Origin of the sequence: Blastomonas sp. AAP25, assembly GCF_001295965.1 — a bacterium.
Lineage (GTDB): Bacteria > Pseudomonadota > Alphaproteobacteria > Sphingomonadales > Sphingomonadaceae > Blastomonas > Blastomonas fulva.
Genome location: NZ_LJHP01000006.1, coordinates 26,558 through 39,388, shown reverse-complemented (window position 1 = coordinate 39,388; position 12,831 = coordinate 26,558). Strand labels below are relative to the sequence as shown.

The window sequence follows — 12,831 nt, the reverse complement described above, 5'->3', positions numbered from 1 at the left end:
CAAACCTAAAAGAGATGGCGGCGAACTTCGGTTCGCCGCCATTTTTTTGTGCCCGCCGCCCGGGGTTGGTCGGGGATAACCGGGCGCAGCAAAGCCTCCGGGAAAACTCCCGTCAGGCCGTGGTGCGCAGCGATGGAAAGAGGTTTAGCGGCTGAGGACCGCGTCGAACGCGACGGTCACCCGCTCGCCCTGGGCAAAGGGGCGGGTGCCATGGAACATGTAGCTGGGGAACAGCGCCAGCCGTCCCGGGACCGGCTGGATCGTCTCCAGCGGGTCTAGCGCGAGGCCCAGCTCGGTCGGCGCAGCGCCAACCTCCAGCCAACCCGCCTTGTCCGGGCCGTCGGCTTCCTGCGGCACCACGATATAGCAGGCCGAGCTCAACAGGCCCTGCGGATGGATGTGCGCGACATGATAGCCTGAGTCCGTCAGCCTGACCGACCACGAACCCGCGATGGCGAGGCTCTCGCCGCGGTGCTTGAGTAGTGGGTGGGTTGCGTCGCGCGGCGGCAGGCTTGCCCAATGCGCGGCAACCGCGTCCTCGATCGCCTGTCGCAGCGCCTGGATCTGCGGTTCCTGTCGCCAGAACAGCCGGCCCCGGGTCTGCGTGCCTCCCCGCAAGGACTGGCCGACGGGGTGCGATCGCGCGGTGTGGATCGACCGCAGGAGATCGGCGGTATCGGCGAGCGTTGCAGGATCGATGTCCAGCGCGCGTGCCTGCACCAGGCCCGGTTGTCCCGAAAGCCATTCGTGTCGGGGATCGCCTGTCACACGCCAGGCGAGGCCAAGATACGCCCAGGCGACGATGTCGTCGGGGGCGCGCGCGACCAGCGCTTCGAGCAGCGATGCCGCTTCATCCGGCCTGCGTAGCCCCAGCATTATGCGTCCGCGGGTGCACCGCGTCAGATCGGTATCGGGCAGCGCGGCGAGCATGGCGGCGGCGCGGTCGAACCGTCCGCATTCGCCCTCCAGCCGCGCAAGTTCGAACAGCCAGCCCTGTTGCGCGCCACACTGGCGCTCGCCATCGTGCAGGGTCTTTAGCGCAGGCTCGAATTCGCCGGCCGAGGCCTGGACGGCGGCCAATGCTTCGTACAGCCCGGGGTGCTTCGGGAACCGGCCGATCGCCTCGTGGATATGGTCGACATAAGCGTCGCCCTCGCCAATCTCGGCGCGCATCTTGGCGAACTCGTGATGCCCTTCGAGCCACAGCGGGTCTTGCTTGAGCACGTCTTCCAGCACGTCGAGGCCGCTGTTGTCGCCCTGTTCCATCATCGCCTGGACAATGCCCAGCACCAGCACTCGGTCGCCCTGCGATCGCTGCAGTGCCGCGATATGGCGGTCCTTCGCGTCCGCGGCGCCGGTTTCCAGCGCCATCCGGGCGCGTCCGGCGAGAGCCACCGGACGGTCAGGGTCGATCGCCAGCGCCTGATCGAATGCGGCGATGGCCTCCTGCGGGCGCTCCATGTCCTTCAGCACCGCGCCACGTGCGGAATGCACCTTGGCGGAGGCATGTCCGGCTTCGAGCAGCCAGTCGAAGGTCGCCAGCGCGTCGGAATGGCGTTGCATGCGATGCAGCGCCAGCCCGCGATTGTAATGCGCATCGGCAAAACCCGGGTCGATCTCGAGCGCGCGGTCATATTTCGCGAGAGCCGCGGAATGATCGCCCGCAGCAACCAGCATGTTGCCCCAGTTGCCCAGGATCTGCACGTCGTGCGGTTGGTGCTGGTGGGCGGTCGCAAACAGGCTCGCCGCGCTGGCGAGGTCGCCCTGCTGCTTGCGGCACAGCGCGCGCAGGTGAAAAGCATCGGCATTCGGGCCGCCGATATGCTCGACCTGGTCCAGCAACCGTTCGGCTTCGGCGATGTTGCCGGCGGCATAGGCTTGCTGCGCGGCGATGAAGCGCCGTTGAAAATCCTGCATCAAAAACTCATCCCTTGAGGTGCGGCGTTTGCGTCGCCCTATCTGTCACGAAACCAGCCGGTGATCGAGAGTCGCCCGACCGGCGCGAAGGGGGGGACATAGCTGACCAGATGCGGCTGGGGCACCGCAAACAGGCTCAAGCTGTTGAACCGGGGCCGGTAGCCCACAATGATGTCGCCGTCATCATCCAGAAAATTGAGATAGCCGCCCCAGTCCGGCTTCCAGTCATCGGGCGCAAGGCTGAGCACATAGGCGATGCGCCATCCTTCGCCGACATGGCTGTCGCTGTGCAGGCCGAGGAACTGCGAGGGAGCAAACAGTGTCGCCTGCGCATCGGCCTTGATCAGCTCGGTGATCCCGGTGACCGATCGGATCAGATCGAGAAATGGCTGGTCGTTGATATGCTCGAGCAGGATGTCGTGCGCGGAATCGGGTGCCCATCGCCCGAGATAGGCATCGAGGATCGGGTAGCGTGCAAAGCTGAAGGCGTAATCGCCGCGCTGTGCGGCATCGGCCACGTTCTGGGCGATGCGCTGGCGTTCGGCCGCGGGCAGCGCAGCCATCTCATCGGGGCGGCGCCCATGCGGGCCATCGTTGCCTGCCGACCATGCCAGGCCCCAGGGTGTGTGCTGCGCAAGGATCTTGCGCAGCTCGCGCGCGGCCTCGGGTTCGAGCACATCGCGGATCTGCAGCCGCTGGTTGACGGCAAAGTCCCGCGCCAAGGCACCCCGGTCCAGCGACGGATTCAAGGCCAGAAGATGCAGCGGAGCAGCCGTGGCAGCCGACATGTCAACAGTGCCTTCCTCAAGAGTGCTGGCCTTGCCCCATGCATAGCGGGCCAGGGCCGCCCCCTCAACCCTCGCATCACCGCGTAGCCTCTCCTTGACCAGCAACAGCAGAGACTATGCGCACGAGAATGCGAATCTGTTGCAATAGCATTTGGGCGTTGCTAACAGCCTGCCCAGATTGGGGAACGAGATGAAACTGGGAAAGCTGGCGGGCTTCGTGCTTGCGACATTGTGGGTGGGCCCGGCTCTTGCGCAGGCTTCGGCGGCGGATCTGGCAGCAGACGCGGCGGAAGAGCCATCGCCTGCGGAGGAGGCTGATATCGTGGTCACTGCAGCGCGCACGGTGCTGCCGCCCAGCGCCTTGCCTTTGACAATCGATATCATCGGCAAGGAAGCGCTTGACCAGCAGATCATCCTGTCAGGGTCGATCACCGATGCCGTTGCGGCACTGACGCCGTCCTTCTCGCCCACGCGTGGCAAGCTGTCGGGGGCAGGGGAGACGCTGCGCGGCCGTTCGCCGCTCTATGCGATCAACGGCATTCCTCAGTCCACCCCGCTGCGCGATGGCAGCCGCGACGGCTTCACCATCGATGGCTTTTTCGTCGACCGGGTCGAGCTGATCTATGGTTCCAACGCGCTGCAGGGGATTGGCGGCACCGGTGGCATCGTCAACCAGGTGACCGTGGGCGCGCCCATGCTGGAGGGAGTTTCCGGCAGGGTGTTGTTGCAGGGTTCAGCCGATGGCGATGTCCGTTCGGACGGGTTCGGCGCCAAGGCGGCGGGGCTTGTGCAGTACAAGGCGGACCGCTTCGATGCCACCGTGGGTGCGTCCTACGAACGGCGCGGCGTGTTCTTTGATGCGCGCGGCCGCCGCATCGGCCTCAACCTCACCCAAGGCGAGACACAGACCTCCGATGCGGTCTCGCTGTTCGGGCGCTTCGGCTATGCGCTTTCCCCGACCGCGCGACTCGACCTGATGGCCAGCCGCTACGAGCTCAAGGGCGATGGCGAGTTCGTCGCGGTGCCGGGCAACCGGCTGACCGGCGTGCCCACCACTGCGGCGCGCGGCACGCCGCCGGGCATACCCGCCGCGAACCGCACCGAAAGCGTTGCGCTGTCGCTGACCGATACCGATCTTGGCGGCGGCAATTTCGTGAGCCAGATCTTCTTCAACCGCAGCCGCGACACGTTTGGCGGAGAGCTCGGCCCGATCGCGGCCTTTCAGGATGTCCGCATTGCCCCGGTCGGCACGCTGTTCGACCAGTCGCAGAACCGCTCGCGCAAGCTGGGCGGCAAGATCAGCTATGAACGCGCAGTCCCGGGCTTCGAAGACCTGACCGCGATCGTCGGGTTCGACGCGCTGTTCGATACCACCGAACAGCGGCTGATCGCCACCAACCGCGTCTGGGTGCCACCCACCGAGTTCCGCAGCCTCGCGCCGTTTGCGCAGGCCAATCTCAAGCTGTTCGACGGGCTGGTCCGGCTGGCGGGTGGTGCGCGCTGGGAAAATGTCGAGATCAAGATTGACGATTACACCACGCTCGCCACCACCACCAACCCGCGCGGCGGAGTGCTGGTCTCCGGCGGCAGCCCCAAGTTCGACGATGTGCTGCTCAACGGCGGGGTGATCGTCGAACCGGCGCAGGGAATCCGCTTCTACGCCAGCTATGCCGAGGGCTTTACTGTTCCAGATGTCGGCCGCATCACCCGCGCGATCGGCGCGCCGGGAGTCGATCTCGACAACTTCCTCGATATCAGCCCGATCATCTCGAACAACCGCGAGATCGGCGCCGAGGTGAAGCGCGGGCCGGTGGATGCCAGCGTCACCTATTTCTGGTCTACGAGCTCGCGCGGGCAGCTGCTCGTCGCCCGGCCTGACGGGATATTCGACGTGCAGCGCCAGCGCGTCGAGATCGAGGGGCTCGAGCTCAATCTGGGCGTGGCGATGCCGATCGATGGTCTGCGCCTTTCCGCCGGCTATGCTCATATCCTGGGCCGCAGCGATACCAATGCCGACGACCGGGTCGATACCGATCTGGATGGTACGAACATCTCGCCCGACCGCCTCAATCTGGCCGCCAGCTTCGACCTGGGCAGGGTATCGGCACGGGTGCAGACCCAAGTCTATTTCTCGCGGACCTTTGACGGGCTGGTGCGCGATCCGCGCAACGACTTCGGCGGCTATACGCTCACCGATGCCTATCTGGGCTATCAGGTAGGCCCAGGCCGCATCATCCTGAGCGCGCAGAACATCTTCAACCGCCAGTATATCGATTACAACAGCGATGTCCGGTTGCCGACCGACAACCTGTCGTTCTTTGCCGGGCGCGGCCGCAATATGACGCTGGCCTGGGACATGCGCTTCTGATGCGGCAGCTGGACTGGCTTCACCGCTGGACCGGCGGGCTCATCGGGCTTGTGCTCGCGATGCTGGGTCTGAGCGGCACGGTGCTGCTGCACCGCGACGCCTGGATCATGCTGCCCCATGCGCATGACACGCAGGTTGCCGACAACGCCGCGGTCGTGGGCGCGCTCGAGGCGATCATGGCAGACCCGCATTCGCGCCCCGGCAGCGTGCTGTTCGCCACCCAAAGCCTTGGCCTCAACCGGCTGACCTATGCCGATGGCAGCGGCGCCTATACCGATCAGAGCGGCGCCGTGGTGAGCCGGTGGGACAGCGTGTGGGGACGGCCCGAGCTGTTCCTGTTCGATCTGCACCACCATCTGCTCGCCGGAGATACCGGGGAGTGGGTGATCGGGATCGCGGGGCTGTGCGGGCTGTTCTTCGTGCTCAGCGGGCTGGTGCTGTGGTGGCGCACCCGGCGGACCTTCCGCTTCAGGCTGCTGCCTTCGCGCCTCACGCGCCCGGCGATCCTGTGGCATCACCGGGATATGGGCGTGGTCCTCGCGCCGCTGCTTCTGCTCACCCTCTTCACCGGCACCAGCATGATCTTCCGCCCGGTGGCAGCCTTGGTGCTGGGTCCGTCTGCGCCCGCCACCATCGGTGCGGCGCTGAAGGCGCCCGAGTCTGCGGCCACGCCGCTGGCCGACCAACCCGACTGGCGCCAGATCGTGCGCACCGCGCGCCAGCATTTCCCCGATGCCGAAATCCGGCTGATCAGCCTGCCGAAGCAGGATGGCGGACCGATCACCATGCGGATGAAGCAGCCCGAGGAATGGCTTCCCAACGGCCGCACGATGCTGTGGTTTGCATCCGATACCAGTCGGCTGATCGAGGCGCGCAACGCGCTGCTGCTGCCCTCGCAGGTGCAATGGTTCAACACCTTCTATCCGCTGCACGCGGCCAAGGTGGGCGGCTTGCCCTATCGACTCGTGATGACGCTGGTGGGGTTGGCGCTGACGTTGCTGGGATCGCTCACGGTCTGGACCTTCTGGTTCCGCCGCAGGCCATCGACTCGCCACGCAGAGTCGCGCCGTCCCGTCACGGTCGAGTAGCCAAAGGCGGCAGAAAAACCGCCTTTTCGATCTCAGTTCAGACGTTTATGCAACTGACTTGCAACAGCGGTATTCAGGGTCCATGGAGCAGGGATGACTGCGACCTCATACTGCCTTAACCCTGCCCTGAAACCTCCTCACCTGCGCCAGACCTTCAAGCGGTTGGGCCGGGTGCGCATTCGCGGCTTCCTCGCCGACGACGCGGCCCGGATGCTGCACCAACTGCTGCGCGATCGCAGCGACTGGATGCAGGTGATCAATTCGGGTGAGTTGCTGTATGAACTGAGCCGCGATGTCCGTTCGCATATGGAGCCGACGCGCGCCGCGGCGCTGGATCAGGCGGTCTATGCCGGAGCGCGCAACGGCTTCCAGTTCCGCTACGAAAGCATTCGCGTCCCCGATGACGCGGTTGCCCGGATGGCCAGCCCCGATCCGCTCACGGCGTTCGCGACGTTCATGTCGTCGCCTGAGGTGATCGGGTTGCTGCGCGACATCACCGGGATACGCGGCATCCGGTTCGCCGATGCGCAGGCCACCGCCTATTCGCCCGGGGATTTCCTGACCGAGCACGATGACGCGGTCGAAGGCAAGGGGCGGCTCGCGGCGTTCGTGCTGGGTCTGACCCCGCAATGGCGGCTTGAATGGGGCGGCCAGCTTCTGTTTCACGGCGAGCAGGGCACGATCAGCCATGGCGAAATGCCCGGCTTCAACACGCTCGATGTCTTTGCAGTTCCCCAGCGGCACAGCGTCTCGGAAGTGACTCGCGCCGCGGCCTATCGGCGCTATGCGGTGACCGGCTGGCTGCGGGGCTGAGCGGCCGTCACAGGTCGAACAGGCCTTCCTGTGCGCCTGCGGGCGGGTTGAGGCCCAGATGCTTCCACCCGCGCGCATTGAGGCAGCGGCCGCGCGCGGTGCGGGCGATCAGGCCCAGCTGGATGAGATAGGGCTCGATCACATCCTCGATCGTGTCGCGCGGCTCGGACAGGCCCGCCGCCAGCGTTTCCACGCCAACAGGGCCGCCGCGATAGATATCGGCGATCATCATCAGATAGCGCCGGTCCATCGCATCGAGCCCCAGCTTGTCGACCTCAAGCCGGGTGAGGGCTGCGTCCGCTGCCAGCGCATCCACGGTGGGCTGGCCCGCCACATTGGCGAAATCGCGCACCCGGCGCAGCAGGCGTCCGGCAACGCGCGGCGTTCCGCGTGCGCGGCGGGCAATCTCGGTCGCGCCATCGGCAGCGATTCCCAGCCCCAGCAGGCGCGCGGCGCGCGTCACCACCGCCTCGAGCTCCCCGACGGTATAGAAATTGAGCCGCACCGGGATGCCGAAACGGTCGCGCAAGGGCGTGGTCAGCAGTCCCTGCCGGGTCGTAGCTCCGATCAGCGTGAACGCGGGCAGGTCAATCCGTACGCTGCGCGCGCTCGGGCCTTCGCCGATGATCAGATCGAGCGCGCGGTCTTCCATCGCGGGATAGAGCACTTCCTCGACCACCGGATTGAGACGGTGAATCTCGTCGATGAACAGCACATCGCCTTCTTCAAGGTTGGTGAGCAGCGCCGCCAGATCGCCCGACTTGGCGATCACTGGGCCCGAGGTTGCACGAAAGCCCACGCCCATCTCGCGCGCGATGATCTGCGCCAGCGTCGTCTTGCCGAGGCCGGGCGGGCCGAACAGCAGCACATGGTCGAGCGCCTCGGACCGCCCCCGTGCCGCCTCGATGAACACACGCAGATTATCACGCGCCGCCGCCTGGCCGATGAACTCGGCCAGCGTCTTGGGGCGCAGCGCGGCATCCTGGTCTTCAGGGATGCGGTCTGGGGTGAGGAGGCGGTCTGTGGTCATGTCAACTTTTCAACGCGCTGCGGATGTCGCGTGCATGGTGGATGATGCGGACGATAACCACGACACCACCTTCAATGATATAGAATATTCGATGCCGACGATGCACCAGGCATCGAACACCGGTACCCAGTTCGGGCTTGGGTACGCCTACATGCGGGTGCTGTGCCAGGCGATCAAAAGCTTGGTCAAAACCCAGAAAATACGCATCGGCTATGTCGGGGCCGAACTGTTCAAGACTGAAGAGACGAATTTCAACCAGATCCTGCCGCGCCTCTGGGCTGATATCCAGTTCAGCCACGATTTGCGGGGTACTCAGTCATGATTTCCCGCAGCACGTTCTTGGGATTCTGATTCAACCGCCCTGAGGCACGCCCCTCGTCGATCTTCGCCTTGAGCCATTCAGCTTCGTCTGCCGACTGCTCCTGATCCCGCCGTAGCAGGTCGCGCACATACTCGGCAGCATCGGCGTACTCGCCCAGCGCGACGCGCTCGTCGATCCACTGCTTCAGGGCAGGCGACACCGATATGGTCATGTCCGTCATGGCGAAAATTATAGACGATCGCGGAACCAAGTCCAGCGATGGCGCTTTACCGCGTCTTCGTGTTGCGGACATTTCAAAATCAGGGTCCAGTTATGGATATATCTCAACGACGGTTCCATCAGGGGTACTCTGGTAGAGCCAGTCGACCTCTCCATTCGTAAGCGCAATGCATCCCCTCGTCCAATCCATCCAAATATGCGCTCTTCCCAGCGCGCCAAGACCATTGGGCAGACCGTGGATCATGATGTCGCCGCCGGGGTCGACCCCTAGTGCCTTCGCCTTTGTGATTTGCTTGTTGATCGGATAGCCTAACCGCAACGCCCGGTAATATCGGCTGTCTCGTTTGTGCTCGGTTATTCGATAGAGACCTTCGGGTGTCCGGCTGTCGCCTTCCATGTGCTTTTGCCCAACTGGTTCTCTGCCGAGGGACACAGACATCGTTTCCGCGACTTTGCCACCGGACAGGGCAATTAGCTTTCGCTGTGATTTTTTGATGAGGATACGATCGATCTTTGGCAGATCGGTTTGACATCCAAGCTGGCCAAACCATGCACCACCGCTGTCGAGGCAGGCGTCCTGTTCCAGAAATTCTAATGCATAGAGGCCTGCAGGAATTGTTAGCGTCAATGCCGCGGCCATGCCCAGCAGACGCCGCTTCACCGCGCCGCCTTCTTAAGCGCCAGTCGCACCAGCGCATCGAGGCTCGCGCCGTCGCCCAGATCCTCTTCCGCCCCCACCACGGCCCTTGCCGCATCAGCGGGCTTGAAGCCCAGATTCTGCAGCGCGGAGACCGCGTCGGCGGCGTGGTTGCCGACCAAGGCGGGGATGCCGATGCCGGCAGGACCGAGCGACATCGCACCCATCTTGTCCTTGAGCTCGTTGACGATGCGCAGCGCCAGCTTGGGGCCCACGCCCTGCGAACGGGCGATCATCGCCTTGTCGCCCTGTGCCACGGCGCGCGCGAGTTCTTCGGGGGTGAGCGCGGACAGGATGGCGAGCGCAACCTTCGATCCCACGCCCTGCACGCCGGTGAGCAGGCGAAAGCCGTCGCGCTCGCTCGCCGAAGCAAAGCCGATCAGCCGCATGTCGGTTTCGCTCACCTGCATTTCGGTGTGCAACACGACCTTGTCGCCCTTGGCGGCTAGACCTGAGAGGGTGCGCGAGGAAGCAAACACCAGATAGCCGACGCCGCCGACATCGATCACCGCGTGATCGTGCCCCATGCTGTCGAGCGTACCGGTGAGTTTGGCGATCATCTGTTTTCCCTCTCCCCTTGCGCGGGAGAGGAGGGGGTTAGCGCAGTTTTTCGTACCCCGCCAGATGCGCGTGGGTGATCGCCACCGCGAGCGCGTCCGCCGCATCGGGCCCGGCGATCTGCACGCCAGGCAGCAGCCGCTGCACCATCGCGTCGATCTGCGCCTTTTCGGCAGCGCCGGTCCCGACGATCGCCTTCTTGATCAGCCGCGGCGCATATTCGCCGACGTTCAGGCCCGCCCGCGCGAGTCCTAGTATCAGGCCCCCGCGCGCCTGAACGAGCTTCAGCGTCGATTGCGGGTTCTTGTTGACGTAGATTTCCTCGATCGCCGCGCTGTCGGGATCATAATCCGTAATGACCGCCGCCAACGCAGTGTCGAGCTCCAGCAGCCGAGAAGGCAGGGCCGCCTTGGCGTTGGTCTTGATCTGCCCGTTGGCGATATGGCTCAGGCGATTGCCCTCGGACCGGATCACGCCCCAACCGGTGGTGCCAAGGCCCGGGTCGATGCCTAGGATGATCATCTAAAGCCCCTCCCCTTCAAGGGAGGGGTTGGGGTGGGGAAGCAACTTGCCAGGCCAACGACCTGGGAGGGTGTCCAGCTTTGCTAGGATCAAGTCCAAGACCCCTTCAAGGCTTTGGCTTACTTCATAGTTAGTGAACCGCATGGTGAAATATCCAAGTTCAGCCAGAGCGGCATCCCGTTTGGCGTCTCGCACGGCGTCGTGCGTGTCACCGTCAACTTCAACGATCAGCCCTTTCGACGGGCACAGAAAATCGCAGATAAATGGGCCGATAACGGATTGGCGACGAAATTTGTAGCCGCCCAACTGTGAGCCATTGAGATATTTCCAGAGGATAATCTCCAAGGGTGTCGGGTTGTTGCGCAACTCATTTGCGAACAGCGACAAGCGAAGGCTGTTGTCCATTCCCCACCCCAACCCCTCCCCTGAAGGGGAGGGGCTTTCTTCAAGCTTATCCCAGCTTCTCCATCACCTCGTCCGAAACCTCATAATTGCCCCAGACGGTCTGGACGTCGTCGTCATCGTCGAGCGCGTCGATCAGCTTGAACAGGGTCTGCGCGTCGGCTTCGGCGACATCGACGCGGACCTGCGGGCGCCAGGCGAGCTTGACGCTCTCGGCTTCGCCCAGGGCCTTTTCCAGCTCGCCGGAGACCGCGTGCAGGTCTTCCATGTTGGTCCAGATGTCGTGGCCGTCTTCGGTCGACTCGATGTCTTCCGCGCCCGCTTCCATCGCGGCCTCGAGCACCTTTTCCTCGTCGCCTGCGCTTGCGGGATAAGTGATCAGGCCCATGCGGTCGAAGCCGTGGCTCACCGCGCCGGACGCGCCCAAGTTGCCACCGTTTTTGCTGAACGCGGTGCGGACATTGGTCGCGGTGCGGTTGCGGTTGTCGGTCAGCGCCTCGACGATCAGCGCAATGCCGCCCGGGCCATAGCCTTCGTAGCGGATTTCTTCGTAATCCTCGCCGCCGGCGGCCGATGCCTTGTCGATCGCGCGCTGAATGTTGTCCTTGGGCATCGACTGCGCCTTGGCCGCGTTGACCGCGAGCCGCAGGCGCGGGTTCATGTCAGGGTCTGGCATGCCCATCTTGGCGGCCACGGTAATTTCGCGGCTGAGCTTGGAAAACATCGCCGAGCGCTTTTTGTCCTGCGCGCCCTTGCGGTGCATGATGTTCTTGAATTTGCTATGGCCTGCCATGGCGGATTTCTGCCTGTTCAGTTGAGGTGATGCGAATGCTGGTGCGCGCCTTTACACCAGCCAGATGGTTCATAGCAACCGCTGCCACCAGCCGACATCGCGCCAGCCGCCCAGCTTCCAGCCGACCTCGCGATATATGCCCACGGGCACCATCCCCATCGCCTCGTGCAGCGCGATGCTTGCCGGGTTGGGCAGCGCGATCCCGGCGAACACCGCGTGGATCGAGCGGCTGCGCAGCCGGTCGAACAGCGCGGTGTACAGTGCGCGACCGAGCCCCTGGCCCTGTGCGGCTGGCGCGACATAGATCGCGATATCGGCAGAGGTGGCATAGGCGGCGCGGACCCGGTGCGGGCTGGCATAGGCATAGCCCATGACTGCGCCATCCAGCTCCGCAACCACCCAGCCGTGCGAACTGCCATGGCTCGAAATCCGCGTGGCCATCTCCGCAGCACCGGGCGCCTGTGTCTCGAAGCTGACCCAGCTGTCGGTCACGAACGGCGCGTAGAGGACGGCAAGCGCTGCGCCATCTGCCGCAGTGGCATCGCGGATGTGCAGCGCCGCCATCGTGCCGGTTCAGACCAGGGTCTCAGCCAAGGCCGAGAGCGGCCTTGTAGGTGTCGAGGATCAGTTCCATTTCCTGGCGGTCATGCGGTTCCATTTTGCGCAGGCGCACGATCTGGCGCATGATCTTGGGGTCGTACCCTTGCGATTTCGCTTCGGCATAGGTGTCGCGAATGTCATCGGCGACGCCCTTTTTCTCTTCTTCCAGACGCTCGATACGCTCGATGAAAAGGCGCAGCTGATCGTCAGCCGACATGATGGGTTCGCTCATGATATGTCTTTCATTTCGGGTGGGGCGCCGGGCGAATCTCCCGGTGCAAAATGGTGGACCGCTCCCTTAAGGGTGGTCGGCGTTCTTCGCCACGCTTTCCTTCATCCGGGCAAGCTGTTCTTCGCTGGCCTCGCCCTGATAGCGCGATTTCCATGTCGCAAAGTCCATGCCGTAGATCAGGCGGCGCGCAGCATCGCGGTCGTCGGCGCCGCCGGCTTCCTGCACCCAGTCAGCCAGGCAGTTGCGGCAGAAACCGGCGAGCCCCATCAGGTCGATGTTTTCCGCATCATGCCGGTGGCGCAGGTGGCGCACCAGGCGGCGAAAGGCTTGGGCAGCGACCTCGTCGGGGATGTCGACATCCATGGGCGGGGCGGGAACGGAATTGGTCATCAGATTATTTCCAGAACGGTTTTGCGATTGGTGACGCACTGGCCTAAGCATCGCATAGATATTTCGTCGCAACGCAAACGGTTGCGGCGCAG

General features: G+C 64.2%; 16 protein-coding genes. 3 read left to right on the top strand and 13 right to left on the bottom strand.

Features of this window, described 5'->3' with window-relative positions; translation table 11 throughout:
* Window positions 1–144 precede the first annotated feature (144 nt).
* Window positions 145–1,917: a tetratricopeptide repeat protein gene (locus IP68_RS07770; RefSeq protein WP_054134417.1), complete on the bottom strand. Its 1,773-nt coding sequence runs from the start codon at window positions 1,915–1,917 to the stop codon at window positions 145–147.
* Between the two features lie 38 nt (window positions 1,918–1,955).
* Window positions 1,956–2,705 carry a 2OG-Fe(II) oxygenase family protein gene (locus IP68_RS07765; RefSeq protein ID WP_054134416.1) on the bottom strand — a complete coding sequence of 250 codons (750 nt, stop codon included), beginning with the start codon at window positions 2,703–2,705 and terminating at the stop codon, window positions 1,956–1,958.
* A 190-nt stretch (window positions 2,706–2,895) separates the two neighbouring features.
* Between IP68_RS07765 and IP68_RS07760 the strand changes: the two genes are divergently transcribed.
* The 3 genes from IP68_RS07760 (at window position 2,896) to IP68_RS07750 (ending at window position 6,974) form a co-directional block, all read left to right on the top strand.
* On the top strand, window positions 2,896–5,073 hold the full coding sequence (locus IP68_RS07760; RefSeq protein WP_054134415.1) for a TonB-dependent receptor: 2,178 nt from the start codon (window positions 2,896–2,898) through the stop codon (window positions 5,071–5,073).
* Window positions 5,073–6,161 (top strand): PepSY domain-containing protein, encoded by a 1,089-nt coding sequence (locus IP68_RS07755; protein ID WP_054134414.1) that lies wholly within the window; start codon window positions 5,073–5,075, stop codon window positions 6,159–6,161. The genes IP68_RS07760 and IP68_RS07755 overlap by 1 nt, the downstream gene beginning before the upstream one ends.
* A gap of 93 nt (window positions 6,162–6,254) precedes the next feature.
* On the top strand, window positions 6,255–6,974 hold the full coding sequence (locus tag IP68_RS07750; protein WP_054134413.1) for a 2OG-Fe(II) oxygenase family protein: 720 nt from the start codon (window positions 6,255–6,257) through the stop codon (window positions 6,972–6,974).
* Between the two features lie 7 nt (window positions 6,975–6,981).
* On the opposite strand, the gene ruvB is transcribed toward IP68_RS07750, so the two are convergent.
* From ruvB to IP68_RS07695, 11 genes are all read right to left on the bottom strand, one after another.
* A complete protein-coding gene (gene ruvB / locus IP68_RS07745) occupies window positions 6,982–8,004 on the bottom strand; it encodes a Holliday junction branch migration DNA helicase RuvB (protein ID WP_054134412.1) in 1,023 nt (340 codons plus the stop codon).
* A 1-nt stretch (window position 8,005) separates the two neighbouring features.
* A complete protein-coding gene (locus IP68_RS19740) occupies window positions 8,006–8,302 on the bottom strand; it encodes a type II toxin-antitoxin system RelE/ParE family toxin (protein ID WP_197275756.1) in 297 nt (98 codons plus the stop codon).
* Window positions 8,295–8,546, bottom strand: coding sequence for a type II toxin-antitoxin system ParD family antitoxin (locus tag IP68_RS07735; protein WP_054134410.1), 252 nt, complete (start codon window positions 8,544–8,546; stop codon window positions 8,295–8,297). Before IP68_RS07735 ends, IP68_RS19740 begins: the two co-directional genes overlap by 8 nt.
* A 90-nt stretch (window positions 8,547–8,636) precedes the next feature.
* Window positions 8,637–9,206: a murein L,D-transpeptidase family protein gene (locus IP68_RS07730; protein ID WP_156317982.1), complete on the bottom strand. Its 570-nt coding sequence runs from the start codon at window positions 9,204–9,206 to the stop codon at window positions 8,637–8,639.
* Entirely contained in the window at window positions 9,203–9,802 is a 600-nt protein-coding gene (gene ruvA / locus IP68_RS07725; protein WP_054134408.1) for a Holliday junction branch migration protein RuvA, read from the bottom strand. Before ruvA ends, IP68_RS07730 begins: the two co-directional genes overlap by 4 nt.
* A 37-nt stretch (window positions 9,803–9,839) precedes the next feature.
* Window positions 9,840–10,322 (bottom strand): crossover junction endodeoxyribonuclease RuvC, encoded by a 483-nt coding sequence (gene ruvC, locus IP68_RS07720; RefSeq protein WP_054134407.1) that lies wholly within the window; start codon window positions 10,320–10,322, stop codon window positions 9,840–9,842.
* A complete protein-coding gene (locus IP68_RS07715) occupies window positions 10,323–10,727 on the bottom strand; it encodes an endonuclease domain-containing protein (protein WP_054134406.1) in 405 nt (134 codons plus the stop codon). It lies immediately after the preceding gene.
* 46 nt (window positions 10,728–10,773) lie between these two features.
* Window positions 10,774–11,517, bottom strand: a complete 744-nt coding sequence (locus tag IP68_RS07710) for a YebC/PmpR family DNA-binding transcriptional regulator (protein ID WP_054134405.1) — start codon at window positions 11,515–11,517, stop codon at window positions 10,774–10,776.
* A 69-nt stretch (window positions 11,518–11,586) separates the two neighbouring features.
* Window positions 11,587–12,081 carry a GNAT family N-acetyltransferase gene (locus tag IP68_RS07705; RefSeq protein WP_054134404.1) on the bottom strand — a complete coding sequence of 165 codons (495 nt, stop codon included), beginning with the start codon at window positions 12,079–12,081 and terminating at the stop codon, window positions 11,587–11,589.
* Between the two features lie 22 nt (window positions 12,082–12,103).
* A complete protein-coding gene (locus IP68_RS07700) occupies window positions 12,104–12,349 on the bottom strand; it encodes a DUF2312 domain-containing protein (RefSeq protein ID WP_054134403.1) in 246 nt (81 codons plus the stop codon).
* A gap of 66 nt (window positions 12,350–12,415) precedes the next feature.
* Window positions 12,416–12,739, bottom strand: coding sequence for a DUF1244 domain-containing protein (locus tag IP68_RS07695; protein ID WP_082382210.1), 324 nt, complete (start codon window positions 12,737–12,739; stop codon window positions 12,416–12,418).
* Between the last annotated feature and the right edge of the window lie 92 nt (window positions 12,740–12,831).